Source organism: Hydrogenophaga sp. (genome assembly GCF_018780075.1).
Taxonomy (GTDB): Bacteria; Pseudomonadota; Gammaproteobacteria; order Burkholderiales; family Burkholderiaceae_C; genus Hydrogenophaga.
The window spans coordinates 45,414-65,200 of the sequence record NZ_JADMKB010000153.1 but is presented as its reverse complement, the minus strand read 5'-3'; the positions used below and the strand labels follow the sequence as shown (position 1 = coordinate 65,200).

Below are 19,787 nucleotides of genomic sequence, written 5' to 3'. Positions count from 1 at the left end.
TCGCTGCACAACTGCCCTCCAAATGCGTTGCCCCTTCCAGTAACGGGTTGTACAAAGCCACTCCCTCAGTGGAAGGCGTGGAGTCGGCGCACCAGCACGGGAGGGCGCCCTACATCCCTTACTTTATTGATCCGGGAATGTGAAGTCTTAACCGTTTCTGCTCTCGGCGCCCTGTGTGTCCGCAAGCCGAATTTCATAGTTCACAGGGCCGGAGCAATAGTTGAAAGCACCAAGCTCGGAAAACGATATCAATGACTGTAAAATGATCTCATTGCAATCAATGAGCCTAGGAGGCCAGCATGGCAAACGTCACTGTCAGAAACCTGCCTGATGCTGTGCATCGGGCATTGCGCGTGCGAGCGGCGACACATGGCCGCAGCACCGAGGCGGAGATCCGAGACATCCTGGAGGCGGCTACGCAACCGGCGCAGCGCGTCAAGCTGGGCTCATTGCTGTCACAGATCGGGCGAGAGGTCGGGCTCACGGACAAGGATTGCATCGTCTTCGACCAGGTGCGCGACAAAACCCCCAGTGACCCGGTGAGCTTTGAATGATCCTGCTCGATACGAATGTGATTTCCGAACCGCTGAAACCGGGCCGCGATCCCAACGTACTGGCATGGATAGACGCGCAGACCGTGGAGACGCTGTTTGTATCGACCATCACCTTGGCTGAGCTTCGCTTTGGCGTCGCGGTGATGCCCGACGGTAAGCGCAAGTCTGGTTTGCAGCGGCGACTGGAGGAAGAGGTCATCCCTCTTTTTGAGGGCCGCGTCCTGACGTTCGATGATCGTGCGTCGAGGGCGTATGCCGAGGTTCGTGCACGCGCCCGAGCTGCAGGGAAAGCCATTGGTACAGCCGATGCGTACATCGCGGCCGTGGCGGTTGCGCACGGCTTTGTTGTGGCAACCCGGGACACCAGTCCGTTTGAAGCTGCTGGCTGTGAGTTCATCAACCCCTGGGAGGTCGGGCATGAAAAAAAATGAGCCGAGCACACCGACGGAAGTGGACGTTAATGGCGAGCGAGGCATGGCCTGGTGGAATGCGCTCACAGAGAGTGACCGAAGATATTGGTGCTTTGCCGCGATGACTGCGGTTCCGGCAGAGGCTTGGCGGCATTTCAAAAGTGTCACAGGCGACGAGGAGAAGAGTAAAGTCGTCTGCGTGGAATGAACTGCGATAGGGAAGCAACAACGATGGACATCCTGAAATTCATTTTCAAGCTGCTCAAGCACGGCGGCATCTTCCTGCTGCGAGCTGTCGGAATACTGGCTCCCGCAGTGGTTGGTGCATTTGCTGCTAGTGCCCCTACTGGCCGGTCGCAAACAAGCGATAGGGAGTACGGCTGCTACCCTGACGGGACACCGTACTACGAGAACTCAAGCCACGCTCAGTGGGAAGCCTATTACGGTGATAGAGGGTGATTTCACCTTCTCCCGACTGAGCGGTTGGCCGCACCTTCTGCGGTCTTTGAAGTAGAGCTAACCATACTGTCCAAAGTCGTCCCCATGCGGATGCCGATCCAACTCATCATGACAGTCCACAACGCTGGCAGTCCTAAAAACATCGTCATCATGAGCATGGCCATCAGGGTCAGCTTGTAGTCGTTGCCCGTGGACCGGATGAAGTCGGTGACCTTGAAGCCTTCCGGGTACATCGCATTGACCAGGTGAGCATCCATCCAGACGGTGAATGACCACAAGATGGCCCAGAACTTCACCGTGAAAACTGCCACCGCACCGTAGAGCATCACCTTCAGGTTGTAGCCTGAGAGGAAGGTGATCAGCGGCAGGAACATGTACATGCCCATCAAGATGATGGCTTGCATCATGAGCAAGCCGTTAAGCAGCGGGTTGATCGTCACGTAGGAGAACAACTGGGTCAGGAACACCCCGATGGTGGACACCGCGCCACCCACGTTCTGTTGGATGGAGGCATCGAAGCCCAATGCGCGTGTCGTGTCCACGAACGAGGGGTTGGCCAGGTGCTCGGCCAGCATGGCGAGTTGGTCCTTGGCCCTGTCAGGGTCGGTGAAAACCAGGGCAATCCGGTTAGACAGGTTCTGCCAGCGATCGCTTTGCCTGATCATGGCCTCACGTACCCCAGCGGCATCTTCCCACCACTCCTTGCAGGTCGGGCGACCCCAGTCGGGGTTCACATAGCCCTCATAGGGTGGCGGCGCACCAGCAGACGGGTTGTAGTAGTCCCCATCCCGCGCGAAGTTGATGGGAAACCCCTGCACTGGATTGGCCGCGCGCATGTCGGCGTAGAAGCCAGGCTCAGTGCGGAACAACTGACTGCCCATCCAGCCCACATCGTTGGGACCGTAGTTGGTGTTGGTGATCGCGAGAATGGCCTGTCCCGACGCAGAAATGTCCGTCCTGACGGTGTTGATGTACCGGCTTTGGGCAGGCTTGAAACACTCGCTGTAGAAGCGCTGAACCGAGTGCAACAGGGCCGGGTCTTCGATGGTGGCGATCCTGGCCAGCTCCTCGATGGCGCGGATCTCGCTCTCGCTGTTGTTGATGCCGGCGCGCAGCGCCGTGTTCATGCCCGCAGAGATCGACATGACCGTGAACCACCAGGCGGGCACGTTGGACAACGATCCACCGGCACCGCTCATGCTGCCGTCGATGGCATCGACCATGGCGGTGTCAAAGGTGGACCCCGTGCCACCGTCCCGGGTCACCGGTGCCGGATTCGGGTCTGTGGCCGTCGGCCGCGGCTTGTACGACAGGCTGATCGAGTGCAACGAAGTGACCGGGAGCGTGGCGAAACAGACCGAGAACACGAAAAGAGCCGCGATCAACTGTGTGCCGATACGGTCGATGACACCGAACACACCAACGGTTTCCGCACCTTGCTCTTTGGCCTCGCGCCAGGCGTTGAAGACGATCAGCATGAAGGGGATCACCACCAGGCCGGTGCCGGTGATGATCTCGCCAAAGATGTTGGCGAACGCCCACCCGTACATCGTCGTGAAAATTTCGAGATAGCTGTCGAGCTGCATTTGTGGCTCCAGGAGCGCAATGGGTGGGGGTGTCGGGATCGAGCGCTCAGATCAGGCCCAGGAGCTTAAAGAGCGTTTGCGGGCCGATGGGGATCAGCACCAGGTAGGCGCACAAGAAAGCCATCGCCTTGGGCCGGAATGCCATCGCACGCTCCACCTCGGGAAGTTGGACCATGTTGCGCCGTTGACCCCAGCGCACCAGCGCACGCCAGCGCAGGCCGATCAGGGCCACGATCAGCATCTGGAGCGCAACACCCACCCAACGCAGCTGGGAGACAACCGACTGGACCTTGAAGATGTCCAGACCACTGTTGACCAAGACAACGACACCCAGGACCATCGAAGCGATGGCAAGCGTCACCCAAAGCGCGGTCATCAGGATGCGACGCCAACGGCCCTTGGGCTTCGGGGGCGTGGTGCCGGTGGCTTCAGGGCTGGTGACCAGCGTGGAGCCCACATCGACGGTCATGGCCTGACCCGTCCTTCTTCCACGGGCGTTGACTCTCCGCGCTGCGTCCTGCTCAGGCGCGCAGCCTGGCTGTCGCGCTGGGTGGCGTCGTCCATGATGGTGAGCGCGGTGTTCGAGGTCATTTCCTTGCGGACGCGGTGCTCGAACATCAGGTCTTCGATCAGCTGCGTCAGCCGGTCCACCTTCTCCTGCATGTCCTTGGAGACCTTGCCAGCGGCTGTCACCTCCGGCAGGCTCAGACCGGACTGCAACACGTTGCGCGCCACCAGCGCTTTGTCGATCACCCGTTGCATCGCCAGCTCGTGGGCGAGGCGTCCCATGGCCAGCGCCTGGCTGTCTGGTGGCATGGTGCGCAGTGCCTGCAGGAGCTGGGGCGTGATCGCCAGGCCAGGTGCAGCGATCTCGCTCAAGGCCACCGCATTGTTGGTGGCGGTGCCAGCGACCAGGGCGGCGAGTCTGGGACGGATGATGTCCAGCTCGGCGTCCAGCCGTGGGCCCAGGCCAGAGGCGGTAGAGGTGGACGTGGCCGCAGGGCAATTGACGATGCCCTCGCAGAGGTAGATTTGCTGGTCTCCCAGCACCTTGGTGGTCCACTCCGCCAGTGTCTCTGGCGTCGCGAAGGCGTTCGTCAGTCGTGTGCCGGCAGGGCCTCCCGACCCGGCACCCGACGTCGTGGGTCGGTTCAACGTGACGTTGTAGCCCGCCACCGACAGGTCGCGGACCGGTCGCAGCGGCTGGGTGCCCACACCACCGGCTTTGGCACCACCGAAGATCCACGACACCCCGTTCCTTTGAGCCTCTTCATTCCTGTTGATGTCGGTCTTGGCCTGAACCACATCGCCCTGGAGCGATGCCTTTGCGCGCCAAGTCTCGCCCTTGGCGTTGTTCACCCAGTCTTCGTAGGGGTTGCCACCGGCCTTGATCTGCGCTTCCATTTCTTCGCAGGTCTTCAGTGAAGCTTCAATGATGGCGTCGGCCTTGGCCGAGTAGGTCTGAAAGAGCTGATACAGCCCAGGCTGCGCCCGCTGGAAGATGTACATGGGCAGCGATGCGATGCCCGCCCTGAGCGCGTTGGAGAACGTCTGGCCCAGGTTGCGGACGTTGTTCATCAGCGTGGTCCAGGACAGACCGAGATCGAACTTGCCACAGGAGTAGTTCAGGCGCAGATCGACAGCCAGACCGATCTGGATGGGGATCGTGGACTTGTAGTTGGCCAACCCACCCGGTGAGCTACCGCCCATCTGGTAGTACAGGGCCGAACTGCGGGTTTGGGCCTGCACTGGCTGGGCGGTGGCCATCAACGTGGCCACGACCAGAGCAGCAGCGAATGCAGTGGCTTTCATTGATGCAAGGGAGACAGGGGAGGGTGGGCAAGGAAGGTGCTTCATGGGTGGCTCCACGTTCAGGGAACAGCGAACAGGAAAATCTCGGTTTTGCGTTTGCAGCATTCGTAGCGGGTCCACATGTTCCAGACATGACCGTTGGTGGGTGTCGTGCGGCCGTCGCCGTAGGAGACCAGACTCACGCTGTCGTTTTCACCGAAGGTCGTGCAGCCCGTAGGCAAGGGATAAACCATGGAAAACTTCGGGTCGGCCACCTGAGCGAACCACACGTAGGAGCGCGGGCTCTTGCCCCTCAGGCGGGAATAGATGTGTGGCTGGGCAGGATTCAGAATGATGGTGGAGACGCGCTTGGCAAACACCGCTGAGGCCTTCACAGGGTGCTGTTGGACCAGTTGGCCCTGGCGGGGGTAGATGCTGCCCCAGGTGTTGAGCCCGCCCGTCTGCGACACCTCCCTGTAGCCGGGCAACCATGAACCGACGTACAGCAGATCGAGCGGGATCATCGAGCGCCAGAAGTAGCTGTCGGCATCGCTCTGGAAGTACACGCCGAAGGCATCGGCGGAACTCGGGCACAGCAGGTCGTTGTCACCACCTGAAGCGGCCGCACCATCGAGCATGGTCTTGAACTGCTGCAGCTGGCCCTGGAACGACGACTGATTCCCGGTGCTGCTCGCGGTGGGTGACATCGAGCCGATGTCGGGCATCATCCCGCCGACCAGGTTGCTCGCGCCGGTGACGGTGTTGAGCAAGGTGCTCGGATTGGTCATCCAGCCCACCACTTCGCTGGGCACGTTCGTGATCAGCGATGCGGGAGCGGTGGCCCACTCCCGCATGATCTGCGGCAAGGTGGACGGGAAATTCATCAACTCGGTGACGCCGGGCACCACCAGGTTGGTCCCGACGTTGTTCACCAAGACCACCGGATTCCCGATGGCGTCCGCGTTCTTGTTGGTGGTGGGTTCTGCCGTGGACTGCTTGGCTTCCCCTGTGTTGCCTGAGGCATCCAATGGAGATCTGAGCATTGCGCTGCCGACCCTGTCCCCGATGTTCGAGACTGCGCCACCCACATCGCGCCACGGGTGGATGTACTGGTCATTGAAGGTGCTGACCACCACGTCGGGCATGTAGTGGCTCACGCGGATGCTGGTCTCCACCGTGCAGCCGAAGGGTGTGCAGCGCAGGAAAAAGCAAACGCCAGTCACCCTGTACGAGATGCAGCTCGGCGCCGAGGCCAGCGTTGCCGACACCACGCCCATGGTGTTGGTTTGGGCGTTCGCAAGGCCTGTGGCACATGTCAGCGCCAGAGCAGCGAGGAATCTGGCCAGAGCTGTCCTCATGTCAGCGCCCCCGGTGCTTTTGCACCATCGCAATGGCCTGATCGACGTTAGTCACACCGTAGATCACAGAAACGCCATCGATCACGATGGCCGGAATGCGTTCCAGCTTGTAGTGCCGCGCCAGCGCAATCCCGTTGGCGCCATTGAGCACAGAGGGCGTGATCCGTTTCTTGATCTCAGCCTGGTTCGCAGCGAAGTAGGCCCGCGCAGCGGCCTCTGTTTTGGGGATGTTCTGGTTGATGGCTGCCTCGACGTTCTTGAGGGCGTCAAGGCGGTAGATCACAAGCTGGTAGCGATCAGCCTGGATAGGGGCGATCACCATGGCGGAATTGGCAAACACCTCGACCTTGGTGATGCCTTGGTACAGATCCTGTGCCTGAGCCAGGGCCGGCAACGCAGCGACCGCGAAGCCCAGCAGCACCAGGCAGCGCCTGCCCAATGTCGGGTTACTCATGCGCAGATCCTCTTCATACGCGCTTCAGCACTGACGTAGTCCCAACGCTCAGCCTGGGCGATGGCCTTCCCTCGAAAGTCATCCGGCAGCTCGTTGACCTTGGTGTCAATGAGTTCGCTGAACCTCTGGACGTAGAGTTCATGGGAAGTGCCGCAGCTTCGAGCCGCTTGTGCGGCCAGGGTGACGCACATGTCGCTCCAACGACCTTCTGAAAAGCTCACCAGTTCGCTGCTCATCGCGTGGCCTCTTTCTTCTTTTCAGGCCTGGAGCGACTGGCGTTCAGCTCGTGCGCGACCAGCTGAGCAGCTTCCATTTCGGTGCAGCCATGTTTGTCCATCAGGCGGCGGCGATGGGCTTTTTCATGGCCTTCGGTCATGGCCAGGGCAATCGGCAATGCCGGTGGCACATTGCGGAACAGCATCTGGTCGGACGCTGAGATCAGCACACCCTCGGTGTACTGGCCAGGCGATTTGCGGGCCGACTCCATCATGGCGCGCTGCTCGGGCGTGAGACTCCGAAACCGCGCCACCTCCTCGATCTCCGAGCGGTCCATGGTCAGCAGCATCCAGTACTCGCACATCGACAGCACGCGGCTCATCGAATCTGGGAAGTCCTTCAAGTTCTGGGTGGCCAGCCAGAACCAGATGTTCAGCTTTCGCCACATCTTGGTGCCCTTGGCGATCTTTGGCCCCAGCAGATCATTGGTGGTGATCAAGTGACCCTCGTCGGTCAGCATGATCAACGGGCGGTCCTCGGCCTGGAAGCGTTCACCCCGAGACTGCACCGAGTCGAGCAGGCTGGAGTAGGCCAAGGCCAGCGCGTCGCCATAGCCGTCCTGGGTCATCGTGCCCATTTCCACCAGGGTGACGTCGGCATCGGGCCAGTCCACGCCCTCGCGGTTGAAGAGCTTGCCGCGCAGGCCCTGGCAGAAGGTCATCATCGACTGCCCCATCTCTTCGGCCCGCACCTGGCGAGCGGGGGAGAGCGTGCCTTCGCTGTGCATGCCCATCAGCTCGATGGCCACGTCATGGGTCAAGGGGTGCTTGCGGCCTTCGGCCATGGACTTGGAAGCCGCACGGATGATGGCGTTCGTGACCAGGTAGCGGTCGGCCCGCGACATGCGCTGCACTTCCTGCTCTTCGCCGCCCGTGATCATCATGACGGCCGCAATCAGCATTTCACCCAGCAGATCACGCTTTTCTGTTCCGTCTTCGTCGTCCTGGTCGGCTGTGTCGGCCTCCGCGCCGTCGGCAGCGGCCTTCACCTTTGACTCGCCTCCGAGCAAGGCGTCCAGGCTGGCGTCTTCGGGCAGACCCGCATTCATGCGAGCTTGCCGCTCGGCCGCACGGTAGGAGGACATCACGTCCTCGTCCTGCAGCAGCCGGTGGGCATGAAAGAAGGGGGGCAAGGACACGTCGGCTTCGGCGGTCAGCGTCACGCTGTACGTGCTCAGGCCCATGAGTTTGAAATAGTCCAGCAGCAGCGCAAACGACTTGCCGGCATCGGCAATGACCAGGCGCGGCCTGTGAACCGCCATCGTCAACAAGGAGATGTAGTTCAGCGTGGCGCTCTTGCCCGCGCCCGTCGGGCCGAGCACCAGCATGTGCGCGTTCTTCTTTCGGTCGTCCTTGTTCAGCGGGTCCAGCCACATCGGTTCACCGCCACGGTTCCAGAACCACATGCCCGGGTTGGGTGTGCCGCGAGAGCGCCCGTAGGTCGGGAGCAGTGCGGCAATCTGGGAGGCAAAGGTCAGGCGGCTGCGCCGCAGGGCTTTGGCGTCGAAAGCGGGATCAAAGTTGAACGGCAACCCACGCATGAACGAGTCCAGGGGGACCAGATCCTGACGGGTGTCGATGAAGCGCAGGCCAGATGGGACCAACAAGGCGTTGACCTGAGAAATCGACGCGCTGAGTTCTTCCCGGTTCGGCGCTGTGACGTACAAGGTCATCAGCATGGGAAAGAGTTTGTCGTTGTTCAACATGCGCTTGAGCACCATGTCGCATTCGTTGAACGTCTCCCGCGCTGCCGGCGTGCGCGCCCGCGACGCATCGCGGATGCGCGTGATGTGGTTTTCCAGCTTGTACTGGGACTCCACCGTCATGGTGATGGACAACATGCACCCGGCTGGCAGTCGGTCAAAGCGTGCGAACGATTCTTTCCCGCTGGTGCGCTCTGCCGAAAAGTGGCCGATGTTGGGCTGGGTGCGCAGGCTCTGCAAAGTCAGTGCCTTGACCGGCACGCCGTCGAACTCGAACAGCCCAGCTTCGACGTCAGACACGGGCGGCGTCATGTTGAGCATGTCCGACATGTCCCAGCCGAAGATCGGTGCGCAATCGCGCCCATCGGCATCCTTCAAAGGGGATACATCGCCCGGATAGGGCATCTGGGCCAACAGATCGCCCGAGTGCTTGCTGGCCCAAGGCACGGCACGGTTGAAGAAGGGCAGCAGCCACTCGTAGAACTCGATGGAGGTGCAACGCTTGGCCGTGACACCGGCTTCGACGAAGGTGGCCATGAGCGTGATGGCCACGGCCTCCATCTGATCGCGTGCCGGTGCCGAGTTGTCGGCCAGACCCGCAAAGCGCTTGTAGATGGCACAGCGCACACGGCGCTGTTGCCCGCGCCATTCCTGACCGCTGACCAGGGTGTCCACGAATAGGCCTTCGGGACGGGACACCAGGGCCAGGTGCTCCTCGAACTGCTTGAGCACCGCCTGGGTGTAGGGCGAGTTCAGGATGGCGTCCCGGCGCTCGGGGTACTTCGCGTGTTGTTTGGCGATGTAGTCGGCCAGGTAGCAATTCAGACTGCTGATGTCCCGGTCGTCGGAGAGAAAGAACTGGACGATCCAGGGAGAACCCTCGGACTCGGGAATCGCCTGCAGGGCCTCCTGGACCTTTCTGGCGCGCTCGGCCAGGTAGGCTGGGGCCTGGGCCTCGGTGGGAACAGGGCCGAGTTCAAACAACGCCCCCAGCGTGGTCCCGTCTTTGAGCACAAACACCTTGTCCTCGGGTGCATAGGCGACGTAGGGCAGCATGTCCGTGAACGAGGGCGGGCGATGCGCCATGCGTTGGCGTTCGCCCTTGGTCTGACCACCCGCCTTGCCCGTCTTGGCTTGACCGCCCGAACCATCGGGGGCCAAGCCCAGCTTTTCGCCCAGAAAGCCCAAGCCCAGTTTGTTCATCCACATGGTTGTGTTCTCTTGCTCTGCGTCGATTGAAGATGTGAAAGGCGGTTCGAGTGGGTGATCAGCGCGTGGCCGTCTTGCCCGGAGGGGCGGACATGTAGCGCTCGCGCGCCTCGCCGTCTTCCTGCTCGACTTCCCCAGGGAGGGCGTACTGCGTTTGCTCGTACATCGGGAACACCGTCACATAGCCCGGCACCGGGTACTTGCCACGAGAAAGGTGGGGATAGACCACCATCACCATGTCCGGGTTGGGCACGCGGGAGAAACGCTGCTGCATCGGTTGCAGAGGGGTCCAGTACGGGCTTTGCTGCGCGTCCAGCTGCCCAACAGGTCGCGCGCGTCCGCTGACGTTGAATCGCTCTTTGGCGCGGTTGTTGTCCGTCTGCGCACCATCGGTGCCACGAAAGACTTCAGACACCGTGGGACTGCCCGCTGTGACCTCATTGAGGGGGGACTCACGCGGTCCGCTGACCGAGCACGCAGTGAGTGCCAGGAGAGACAGAACACATGCCGCAACGGATGCAATGCGGGTCAGGTGGGTGAAGTTATTCGAGGCCATAGAGTGCTCCACGGGTAGACGTTTGTGAGGCTTGTTGACGGTGGGTCAATTTCCGGGCGTTGACCAACTTGTCCAGTCGAAGCTCCTGATCCAGATGAACGACCAGCTCGTGGCCAGATGGGGTAACCACGGCATCGAAACTGTTCTTGAGGCGGCTGAGCAACCAGGTCGTGAACTCGTCGCTGGCACCCGATACGGCTTGGCCCAGGACGTACCGGTTGGTGTCGGTGATCTGGGTGGTGGTGGAACCCGTGGAGCTGTTCTGTGTGACCAGCTTGGCCGCGTCTGCGAACGCTGAGGCTGCGACACCCAAGGTGCGTGCACCGACGATGTCGGTCAGGTAGGCGGGTGCATTGGTCACGAACTTGCCAGCGATGCAAGGGTTGCCGTGTGGATCGCTGATGAACCCCAGGTCACCCGAAATTCCGCTCCCTCCACCGGACCCTGCTCGGGCACGTGAGGAGACGGTGCGGATCGTGCCGTCGTTGAACACGAAGGTGGCCGAACGGATCTTTCCCTCTGAGCAGGACAGTGCCATGTCGCCGATGGCCACACCGGTCACGATCATGCCGGCGAGGTCGTCGGGCAACTCCCACCCGTTGGCTGCGAGGTTCTCGCGACCAACGACGGCTTTGAACTGCATCGGATCGGTGACTCGCCCGTCGATTGGCACCCGGCCGATGATGCTGGTCATGGCCTTCACGCCCACCAGCGTGGCGTTCTCTGGGATGGTGAAGTAAGCCTCGTCCACGGGTTCGCTGGCGCGAGCCTGCGCCGCACCGCGCCCTGCGCCTGCCTGCATGGCGGCACCATCCGCACCGCCCGATGTGGCCGTGGTGCGGACGTACTGGGTCTGTACCGGTCCCTGATTGCGGTTTCGGGTGTCTTCAAAGGCGGCAAACCCGAGCGGAATCTTCTTTTGGTAGGCCACTGCACCAGGCATGCCCTCAGCGGGATCGAGCGCCATGTCGCCAACGATGGGCGCTGCGTTGATCACCCGGCCCACCTGCGAACCGGGCAGATTCTTTGGCGCAGGGCCGTTGAAGGAAGGCATGCCGTTGAGCAGGTTGTCGGCGGCACGCCCTGCAGCGTCCATCGTGATTCCCCCCGTGCCCTGTTCGGGAGCGCTTTTCGGAACCGCATGCCCCGTGGCGGCGCCTTTCTCCAGTTCCTCGTTGCGCTTGAGGATCGCTTGGACATCTTTGCGCAATTCTTCATTGCTGGCCACCACCGACTTGAGGGTTTCGGTGGGGTTGTCCCCATCGGCGCCTTTTTCAGCGGGCAATGGCGCAGGCTTGGGAACTTGAGCGATGGGGTCGCCCGGCTTCTCAGCGCCGTCAGAGGTGAATTGCTGATACAGGATGGTGCCCACGATCACCAAGCCCAAAACGCCCAGAACCGGAAGCAACGTGTTTTGTTTGACTGCCATGGTGTGTTCCTCAGAGGCAGGCGTCAAACGCCCGGTCGCAGATCAGGTAGAGCGCGCTGGTGTCGGTTTCGCTGCCGGCCGCGCCCAGCCGTCCGTGCTGGGCGGTGACAGCGATCCATTTGCCGCGCAGGTTGTCCAACGGGATCTCCAAGGGCTGCTTGGACTTGTTGGTGATGCGAACGGCTGTGACATACAGACCTGCCGAGCGCCACTGGCCCATCGGTACGGTTTCGACGAGAGCGCCGCGCACCAGACCCACCACAGGGCGGTTGCTCACCTGCACCTGGCTGACGCCCGGTTGCCCCACGGCGAGACGCCGGGGTGCGTACAACATGCGTGAGGCGAACCGGGTCAGTTCCACCATGTCCGCAGCCGGTGTCTCATCGGCGGTGGCCGCAGCCTGAGCCTCAGCAGCAGTGCCCCGGCCGCGTTCAATGAAAATCTCCAGCTCCTGGCTGGCGGCGGCGGTTTGCGCATTGGCCACCAGGTCCAACGGAATCTGCTGCCCGCCTTCGATCAGCTCGGCCACGATGCGAATGGAGGTGAACGGGACCAGTGCCGTGACATAGATCGTTCGGTCGATGGCCTCCACACGGGCCACGGCCTCGATGTCACTGGGTACATGCAGGACTGCGGGAGAGGGCAGGGTGATCAGGCGTTCGCGCTTCACCGGCAGACCCACCCGCACCGGCAGGCGGGCAAAGACGGCGCGTTCAACGCCCTCGCGGTGGGCGGGCAAGGCATTGATCACCGGCTTTTTGCGCGCATTGGGGGAAGCCGAACGGCCCTGTTCGGCTTCCTGAGCGGCCTTGCGGGCGACCCCGGCGACAGCTGCGGCGGCTGCTTTCCCGGATGTCGCTTCACCCATGTTCTGCCCAAGGTCGAGATCGCCCACCATGGGCGCGGACTTGGCCGATGCGGCTGCGGGTGCCGCTGCGACCATGGGTGGATTCACCGGTGCTGTGCCGATCAGTTCAGGCGCTGCGCCGACGGTGCCCAGGTCATGGACCTGCGCAAAAGCGGAGAAGGCGATACAGCTCACCAGGCCCATGGCCAGGGTGAGTGCCGTTTGGCTTGGACGCTGGATCAGACGGAAGCGTGATGGTTGTGTCATGTTCAGATTCCTTCATCAAGGTTTCAAGAGCGCACCGGCTGCAGGCAGTGCCACTGGAGCAGCAGGGGGCACAGCGACCGCAGGCATGTCCCGGTTCTGTGAACCCAGGGCCGAGGCCGGTTGATCGCTCAGGCCGGGCAGCAACGCGGGTGCCACGCTGGCTGCGGTCGAACCGCTGACGGCGCTGTCCTTCACGTCAATGCGGGCGGGCTTGTTGCTGCCAAAGCAGTCCAAGGCCAGGCGGAATGGGTTGCGCTCGCGGTCCACATCGAAGCGCACCACCCGAACGGGGTAGCGGACAAAGGTGTCCTTGACGGCCTGGCCACGGAACGTTTCCATCACCTGCATGTCCAGCAGCACATTCCATGCGGCAGGGCCTTCGCTGAGGACGCGGTTGTCCTGAAAACCGAGGCCAGGGATTTCTGTGATCTGGCGCGTGCGCATGCGCAGCTCGCCGCTGCGGCTGCGGGCATCCATGTCGCCCTGGAGCTGGGCCTGACAACGGGGTGTCAGGTAGGACTGGAAGTTGTAGATCTGGGTGCCGTAATCGGCGCCACCATCGGTTTGCCAGCGGTTGACCTGCTGCCACACGTAGTAAGCGAAGCTGTACACGTTGGGATTGGGCACGGGCGCCGTACCGTTCGAGACGGTCACCTGCTCACCAGCACGCAGGTCCGGGTTGATGTGCAGGTCGATCTGCTTGGGCTTGGCCCACAGGAGCGCCATGCCGACCACCGAGACGATGGTCAGACCCAGAAACAAGCGCCGTGTGTTGGCGTGGCTCGCGCGCTCATTGGCGAGGGCGTCCAGGGATTGTTGGCTGCTCATGGTGTCTTGCGTTGGGTGGTGGTGTGCGTCTTGGCGGATTTCGCATTCAGCTCATACGGATGAGCGAGATTGAGGTCCAAGGAACGTCCGAGATCCCACTGGCCGTTGTGGGTGAGGAACTTGTTGGTGACCAAGCCGCGCTTGGCCAGCCACAGGTGGATGGCCTGGGTGTAGTACCCGTCCGGGCGACCGCGCTTGGCCTTTTGCAGGTACGCCGAGGCGTACCAGAGAGACACCAAGGGGCCTGCGACGCCGAGGACCAGGATGAACTGCCAGAAGCCGGTGATCAGCAACAAGATGCCGCCGAGCAGTAGGAACAGCGGAACGGTCACCCAGGAAATGACCTTGGCCTCCGTCACGGTCATGCCGCGAATGATCGCGGGCTCGACGTTCACACGGTCCGTGACCGGCGCACGAAAGCGCGTCGGGTCGGCCTCCTGCTGAGCGTTGCGTTCTGATTCGGCTTCTGCGTTCATGCTGGTTCTCGCTCAGCGCCGATCAGGTCTGACCGATGGTCTGGAACGCATAGGTCACCATCAGGATGGCAAAGCCCACCACGATGATGCCCATGATCAGGTACTCCTTCAGGTCACCGATGTCCGCACGCCCCTTGGTGTACTCACCCCACTTGGTGACGGCGCCGCCGACGACCTTGAAGAACATGAAAGCCAGCAACACCAGGCCCAGAATCGCGAGACCGGCCTTGAACCAGGCACTCATGGAGCCCATCCAGTCGCCGGCTGCGACCGCGTTGCCGTTCATGTCGGTGCCCGGTGTGGGCATGGTGGGTAGCGCGGCGAACACCGGGCTGCACATGAGGGCAACGCCGGGGACAAGTGCCCACTGGCTGAGCTTGCTGCGCGCAGCACGCACCTTGTTGACGAGGGGATGAGGTGACATGGACATTTCTCCTGGTTAAAAAATCAAATGAGCAAGTTGAGGAACAAGGGCACCGAGATGGCGACTTGCGTCACCAGAAAATCACCGTGACCAACAAGCACAAAATCACGGTGGCTTTGAGGGAACTTGTGACTGCCTCAGAGACCGTTGCACGGTCGCTCTGATAGGCGCTGAAAATCTGGGACATGACCCAGGCAAACACGAGAAAGATCACGCCCATGGCGATCACCTGAATCGAAACCCTCAGTGCGCTGGGGTCTACCCCCGAGCCCACCTCGAAGGCGGCGGCCATGGTGGAATTCATCGTGTGATTTCCCGTGGCCTTACTGGCGGTAGTCGCCGCGAAGCGGCGGCACCGGGCGCGGTTGGCGCGGCGCGTCAACGTGGTCCGCCACGCCTTTGCGCAGCAACTGCAGGTCTTGCAGCAACCAGTCGTAGCGGAACTTGACGCGCTGCCCGCTCGGGGCGCGGTCTGCAGCGTCCTTCACCATCACCTGCACCCGCTCCAGCTCCGAATCAATGCGAGCGAGGTTCTCGCGCTCGGTGTCGGTATCGCCCGATGCGGCCTGCGCCATGGGGGCCGCGCTGGCGCAGGCGATCAGCATGGCGATCAACCATGCGCGGTGCGCCTTGGGCTGTTCGGTGGGCTGCACCACATGCGGCGCGGCCTGGACTTGCTTGTGGGACATAGAGGCTCCAGTGGGTTGATGGGTTGGGTCAGACATATTTCTTGAAGGCGGCGACTGCTGTGGACATCGTGAAAGCGACGAGCATCGTGAAAACGAACACCATGTAGGCCGGGTTGAAGCCGCCAAACGGCCAGGCCAGGTACAGGCCGAAACCGCCTGTGAGTGCCCATTGCGTGTAGCGTTTGGCGTGGTGGTAGACGAAGGAGCTTTCCCGTCCACCGCCCCATCGCCGCAGGTCTCGGCGCACCAGTCCATCGACGATGCCGACCATGCAGGCGAGGACAAAAGCGGGCAGGGCGAAAGCGGCCACGCTCAGTCGCAACAGCACGTCTTGCGCGACGTACATGGACATCAGCACCCACTTGCTCAGGTTGTGCTGCAGGGAGGCATTGGCCTTGCCCACGCGCTGGCTCAGGATCGACTGTTGGGCCGAGGGCTGCGACAGCACGGGCGCGTTCTCTCCGTGCAAACGCTCGTACCAGCGCTTGAGGCCCACCCGTTCGTAAGGCAGCTCGACCCAGCCCACCACGCGGTGGGACCATTCAACGGTGTCACGCACCAGCAAGCTGCGCGGCGCCATGGCGATGTACTCCAGATCCTGGGCGACGATCTCCTGGGAGTGAAGCTCACCTTCCTCCCGCCACAGCGTGTACGAGCCCACGATCTCGATCAGGACGCCGATGAACCAGGCAAAGAGGGTGACGAACAACAACCCGAAAGCCACTTCCAGGCCCAGCTCGACCGGTCCCCGCGTGCGGGCACGGGCTGGCCCTTTGCTCGGTGCCGCGCTCATCCCAGACCTCCAGCCATCTCGGTGAAGGCCGTGTTGGCTTCAACGGTTTGTGCAGCGCTGCGTGCTTCCGTCCCAGCATGGGCGGCTTCGCTGCCCTCAGCCACGGATTCATCTTCCTCGCCGAAGGCCAGGTTGGTGTCGATCACGCCTGTGGCATTGGCACCCAAAGGTTGATTGCCCAGCCAATCGGTTTCGCGAGCCCACTGCTCGGATGTCCGGTAGCGTGCTTTCATGTCCGTCGCGACCTTCTTGAGCGACTCGGGCACGAACGGATCGTTGGCGGTGTCGGCCAACGGGATGCGCAGCTTGAATCGCCGGTTGCCTTCAAGCAAGGCAAATGCTTGGCCTTGCGGCAGCTCCAGCACATCGGCCGCTTCGATCATGGCGACCTTGGTGGTGGTCACGATGTCGTTGTTGCGGCTGGTGAAGTCCACGCCAGTGCCTTCGGCAGCGGTGTCGCTGACGCCGCTCATGGGGGTCAGGTGCACCACATCCACCTGCGGCACCTGTTCGGCCAACAGGTTGGCCGTGGTGACCGAGCGGACCCGGAGCATCACCAGGTGGTTGAAGTTGTCCAGAATCTGGCCCGCTTTGGCCTTGTCGCCAACCTTGGCCTCGATGTCGAACATCGACTGGGTGTAGGCCGTGATACGAAACCCGGAGCCGCCCAGCTTGTTGACCATGGGCACGAACTCGGGACCACAGATTTCGTTCACCTCGTCGAAATGACAGCACACCGTCGGCAGGATGATCTTGCCCTCAGGGTGGTGCGGATCTAGCCCGGACTTGTAGAGCTTGCCGCCCACGGACACCAGGTCGGCCAGCATGCTGTTGCCGACCGCTGAGGACACCACCGCATCGGACAAGGCATCAAGGCCCACGTAGACGATGCCGCCCTGGCGCATGACCGTCATCCAGTCGAAGATCGGGCGCTTGTCGTCGGGATCGAAATAGTCTGGAGAGATCAGCTTGCCCACGGCGCCGGAGGTGAGCTTCTCCAGGAACGGCCCCAGGCTGGCGATGATCTTTTCGTAGAAGCTGCGCTCATACGAGAAAGCTGCGGCCAGGCCCGTCAACACTTTGTCAACGATCCGAGCTTCCTTGATGAGCAGGAACATGGCGACCAGCTCGACCGGGCGGTCGGCCAGGCTGCGCGGGACGGGCGCCTTCTTTTTCTCGATCAGGCCGGCCAGGTGCTCCAGACGGTCCTGGAAGTCGGTGAACTGGCCCTCTGCGGCCTTGGCCCGGAAGACCATCATGGCGTAGTCCATGAACAGGGGGTCGATGCCTGTCACGTCGGCCAGCAGCGTCTCGTAGGTCGGCACGCGACCCAGCGCGACCTGTGCCTGCGCCACGATGTTCGTGAAGCGCCAGGAGAATTCTTTGAACGCCGCGCTGTTGCCCGACGAGGGCAGGGCGTTGGTGGCACGGCCTGCCACCTCGGTGATGCGACTGAAGTTGCCGATGCCGTTGTAGCGCGCGGAAATGTCCGGGTAGCCCAGGTGAAACAGGTAGAACTGATCGGCGCGCCCGGCGCGCTGCGCCTCGGCATACAGCCGCAGCATGAGGTCAGCATCGCCCTTGGGATCGATGACGATGGTCACGTGTCCCGCATGGATGTCCTGGGTGGCCAGCATCTCCAGCATGCGCGTCTTGCCCACCCGCGTGGTGCCCAGCACGATCATGTGACCCGTGCGCGATGACTGGCGCATGGTGATGGGCCGCTCAGCCAGCGCGCCGACACCGTGAAGGATGGGCGAACCTCCCAGATCGGCATGGGCCTGGAAGGGGTTCAGCCAGCTGTCGTAATTCGCGATCACGCCAGCGACCTGTTTCACTGCCTTGAGCTTTGAGGGCAGTTCAGGGACCGATACAGACCACTCCCGAAGTTGCACGCCCACCTTGCGCAAGGCCAGTTCGCGTGGCTGCGGCCTGACAAACCGCTCCGCATCCGTTCGCGTGGCATCGCGCTTGCGCTGTGTGTGCTGCTGGGTCCATTCGAAGCCTTGACCCAGGTAATACTGGCCCGCGCCTACGGGAATCTTGTGCGGGGCCACCTTGGTGACCTTGTAATATTTCATCCCGTGCTGGTAGCGCAGGATCTCGATAGCCTGTTTGCAGCGGACCCATCCGAAGTAGCCAGCGAGAACGGCAATGGCCCAGCCCAGCACGGGCGGCATCATCAAGGCCCAGGGCGCAGCGATGGCCACCAACGCCACACCCCATGCCATGGCCGTGCTCCACAGCTCGACTGGCGGGCGCAAGAGCGCTTCGAGTGCGTTGTCGTTCTTCATTGCACACCCAACGCTGATGGGCTGCTGGGGGAGTTGGTGATGAAGCCATCGGGCATCACCACCAGTGGGTATACCGTGATGCCTGCGGACATGAGCTTTCGCTCCAGCCAATCACCCCGCACGGGTGCCAACGACAAGCCACCCGCAAACGCCTGCAGGTCTTTGTAGTCGGTTTCAGAACCGGCCTCGATCACCAGCCCTGATGCGCCCAGTTCCGTCAGTGTCTGGCGGTGCAGTTGCAACCATTGAAAGCTCAACTTGTCGGTGCCCAGCACAAAAATCGGGTGTGCCAGCCAATGGGCTTCAAACAAACCCTTGCCCACTTTGCCGTTTGCCAACTGCCCGGGTTGGAGCCGTGAAGCCAAGGGGAACTTCGTTCCGGGCAACACGCCAGGCTGGTCAACACCGGCAACCAGGTGGCCGTAATAGGTGCCCAGCGGCACACTGCCCGCGCCGTCATGGATCACTGTCAGATCGGCGCAGGGTGCTGCCAAGGGCAGGGCAGTCAGAGCCACGAGCGACAGCCGTGCGAGCACGCGGGTGACCCACCAAAAATGCAGGGCGCTCATGACTGCACCTCCTGCAAAGTTTGGCGCTGCCGGTAGCTGCGTGCCAGCGACATCACCCGCTGGACGTAGGCCCGTGTTTCAGCGTAGGGCGGCACCTTGTTCCCTGCCCTGATCACGGCGCCCGGGCCAGCGTTGTAGGCGGCGACGGCCAGCTCGACATTGCCGCCGAAACGCTCAAGCTGTTCGGCTAGGTATTTGGTGCCCACCACGATGCTCACTCGCGGATCGGTTAGCAGCTGCTCGACCGATGCGGTGGGTTGGGCCGACAAGCCCAGATCACGCGCCGTACCTGGCAAAACCTGCATCAGGCCAATGGCATTCTTGGGACTGCGGGCACGCGGGTTGAAGGCTGACTCAGCGTGGATAACCGCCTTGACAAGGTAGGCATCGACCTGGAACCGCTCAGCAGCCTGAACCAGCGTCTTGAGCATCAAGGGAGTGGCCCTGGACGAACGTGTGACGGCCTCTGGCCTTTGCGCAGCGGATGCCTCGAATGCCTGAGGCAGCAAGCGGCGGGCGACGATGGCTCTTTCTGTCTCGCTCAGTGCCTTGGGCCAGATCACCTTGGTGTCGGTTTCTGTGTCAGGACCGGACATCACCATGGAGGTGGGTGTGCGGTGCACCGCGCCGGATGCTGCAGGGTAGATGGTCTTGGTGTGCAGTCCTGGATCAATCCAGGACGTTCCATCACCTTGGGCACGTGCCGAAATCCCTTGCACCGAGACAGCCACCAGCACGGCAAGCGTGCGCGACACCCGCCACAGGCGAAGTGCCTGGCAAGTGTTGGACATGATGGACTGCTGCGACATGACTGGA

General features: G+C 62.2%; 23 protein-coding genes. 4 read left to right on the top strand and 19 right to left on the bottom strand.

Annotated elements, in window-relative coordinates:
- Positions 1-299: 299 nt before the first annotated feature.
- From IV088_RS23540 to IV088_RS23525, 4 genes are read left to right on the top strand one after another with little or no spacing between them, the layout of a single operon-like run.
- Positions 300-554 carry a plasmid stability protein stbC gene (locus tag IV088_RS23540; RefSeq protein ID WP_291106800.1) on the top strand — a complete coding sequence of 85 codons (255 nt, stop codon included), beginning with the start codon at positions 300-302 and terminating at the stop codon, positions 552-554.
- A complete protein-coding gene (locus IV088_RS23535) occupies positions 551-985 on the top strand; it encodes a type II toxin-antitoxin system VapC family toxin (RefSeq protein WP_291106798.1) in 435 nt (144 codons plus the stop codon). The genes IV088_RS23540 and IV088_RS23535 overlap by 4 nt, the downstream gene beginning before the upstream one ends.
- Positions 972-1,172, top strand: a complete 201-nt coding sequence (locus IV088_RS23530) for a hypothetical protein (protein WP_291106796.1) — start codon at positions 972-974, stop codon at positions 1,170-1,172. The genes IV088_RS23535 and IV088_RS23530 overlap by 14 nt, the downstream gene beginning before the upstream one ends.
- A 23-nt stretch (positions 1,173-1,195) precedes the next feature.
- Entirely contained in the window at positions 1,196-1,423 is a 228-nt protein-coding gene (locus tag IV088_RS23525) for a hypothetical protein (protein WP_291106794.1), read from the top strand.
- Between the two features lie 2 nt (positions 1,424-1,425).
- Here IV088_RS23525 and IV088_RS23520 read toward each other — a convergent pair whose 3' ends face one another.
- The 19 genes from IV088_RS23520 to IV088_RS23430 form a co-directional block, all read right to left on the bottom strand.
- Positions 1,426-3,009 (bottom strand): conjugal transfer protein TraG N-terminal domain-containing protein, encoded by a 1,584-nt coding sequence (locus IV088_RS23520; protein ID WP_291106792.1) that lies wholly within the window; start codon positions 3,007-3,009, stop codon positions 1,426-1,428.
- A 46-nt stretch (positions 3,010-3,055) separates the two neighbouring features.
- On the bottom strand, positions 3,056-3,478 hold the full coding sequence (locus IV088_RS23515) for a hypothetical protein (protein ID WP_291106790.1): 423 nt from the start codon (positions 3,476-3,478) through the stop codon (positions 3,056-3,058).
- Positions 3,475-4,821, bottom strand: coding sequence for an integrating conjugative element protein (locus IV088_RS23510; RefSeq protein WP_291106788.1), 1,347 nt, complete (start codon positions 4,819-4,821; stop codon positions 3,475-3,477). Before IV088_RS23510 ends, IV088_RS23515 begins: the two co-directional genes overlap by 4 nt.
- A gap of 59 nt (positions 4,822-4,880) precedes the next feature.
- On the bottom strand, positions 4,881-6,077 hold the full coding sequence (locus tag IV088_RS23505) for a TraU family protein (protein WP_291106786.1): 1,197 nt from the start codon (positions 6,075-6,077) through the stop codon (positions 4,881-4,883).
- Between the two features lie 82 nt (positions 6,078-6,159).
- A complete protein-coding gene (locus tag IV088_RS23500; protein WP_291106784.1) occupies positions 6,160-6,612 on the bottom strand; it encodes a DUF1525 domain-containing protein in 453 nt (150 codons plus the stop codon).
- Positions 6,609-6,848, bottom strand: coding sequence for a hypothetical protein (locus IV088_RS23495; RefSeq protein ID WP_291106782.1), 240 nt, complete (start codon positions 6,846-6,848; stop codon positions 6,609-6,611). Before IV088_RS23495 ends, IV088_RS23500 begins: the two co-directional genes overlap by 4 nt.
- Positions 6,845-9,793 (bottom strand): conjugative transfer ATPase, encoded by a 2,949-nt coding sequence (locus IV088_RS23490; protein ID WP_291106780.1) that lies wholly within the window; start codon positions 9,791-9,793, stop codon positions 6,845-6,847. Before IV088_RS23490 ends, IV088_RS23495 begins: the two co-directional genes overlap by 4 nt.
- 64 nt (positions 9,794-9,857) lie before the next feature.
- Positions 9,858-10,355, bottom strand: coding sequence for a TIGR03751 family conjugal transfer lipoprotein (locus IV088_RS23485; RefSeq protein WP_291106778.1), 498 nt, complete (start codon positions 10,353-10,355; stop codon positions 9,858-9,860).
- Positions 10,342-11,784 carry a TIGR03752 family integrating conjugative element protein gene (locus tag IV088_RS23480; RefSeq protein ID WP_291106776.1) on the bottom strand — a complete coding sequence of 481 codons (1,443 nt, stop codon included), beginning with the start codon at positions 11,782-11,784 and terminating at the stop codon, positions 10,342-10,344. Before IV088_RS23480 ends, IV088_RS23485 begins: the two co-directional genes overlap by 14 nt.
- Positions 11,785-11,794: 10 nt before the next feature.
- Positions 11,795-12,898 (bottom strand): TIGR03749 family integrating conjugative element protein, encoded by a 1,104-nt coding sequence (locus IV088_RS23475; protein ID WP_291106774.1) that lies wholly within the window; start codon positions 12,896-12,898, stop codon positions 11,795-11,797.
- Between the two features lie 15 nt (positions 12,899-12,913).
- Positions 12,914-13,726 (bottom strand): PFL_4703 family integrating conjugative element protein, encoded by an 813-nt coding sequence (locus IV088_RS23470; protein ID WP_291106772.1) that lies wholly within the window; start codon positions 13,724-13,726, stop codon positions 12,914-12,916.
- On the bottom strand, positions 13,723-14,202 hold the full coding sequence (locus tag IV088_RS23465) for a TIGR03750 family conjugal transfer protein (protein WP_291106770.1): 480 nt from the start codon (positions 14,200-14,202) through the stop codon (positions 13,723-13,725). The genes IV088_RS23470 and IV088_RS23465 overlap by 4 nt, the downstream gene beginning before the upstream one ends.
- 22 nt (positions 14,203-14,224) lie before the next feature.
- Positions 14,225-14,626: a DUF2976 domain-containing protein gene (locus tag IV088_RS23460; protein WP_291106769.1), complete on the bottom strand. Its 402-nt coding sequence runs from the start codon at positions 14,624-14,626 to the stop codon at positions 14,225-14,227.
- Positions 14,627-14,696: 70 nt separating this feature from the next.
- Complete coding sequence (locus tag IV088_RS23455; RefSeq protein ID WP_291106767.1) at positions 14,697-14,930, bottom strand: TIGR03758 family integrating conjugative element protein; 234 nt, start codon at positions 14,928-14,930, stop codon at positions 14,697-14,699.
- 19 nt (positions 14,931-14,949) lie between these two features.
- Positions 14,950-15,315: an RAQPRD family integrative conjugative element protein gene (locus IV088_RS23450; RefSeq protein WP_291106765.1), complete on the bottom strand. Its 366-nt coding sequence runs from the start codon at positions 15,313-15,315 to the stop codon at positions 14,950-14,952.
- 28 nt (positions 15,316-15,343) lie between these two features.
- Positions 15,344-16,108: a TIGR03747 family integrating conjugative element membrane protein gene (locus IV088_RS23445; RefSeq protein ID WP_291106763.1), complete on the bottom strand. Its 765-nt coding sequence runs from the start codon at positions 16,106-16,108 to the stop codon at positions 15,344-15,346.
- On the bottom strand, positions 16,105-18,402 hold the full coding sequence (gene traD / locus IV088_RS23440; protein WP_291106762.1) for a type IV conjugative transfer system coupling protein TraD: 2,298 nt from the start codon (positions 18,400-18,402) through the stop codon (positions 16,105-16,107). Before traD ends, IV088_RS23445 begins: the two co-directional genes overlap by 4 nt.
- Complete coding sequence (locus IV088_RS23435; RefSeq protein WP_291106760.1) at positions 18,399-18,971, bottom strand: PFL_4695 family integrating conjugative element protein; 573 nt, start codon at positions 18,969-18,971, stop codon at positions 18,399-18,401. Before IV088_RS23435 ends, traD begins: the two co-directional genes overlap by 4 nt.
- A complete protein-coding gene (locus tag IV088_RS23430; RefSeq protein WP_291106758.1) occupies positions 18,968-19,780 on the bottom strand; it encodes a lytic transglycosylase domain-containing protein in 813 nt (270 codons plus the stop codon). The genes IV088_RS23435 and IV088_RS23430 overlap by 4 nt, the downstream gene beginning before the upstream one ends.
- Between the last annotated feature and the right edge of the window lie 7 nt (positions 19,781-19,787).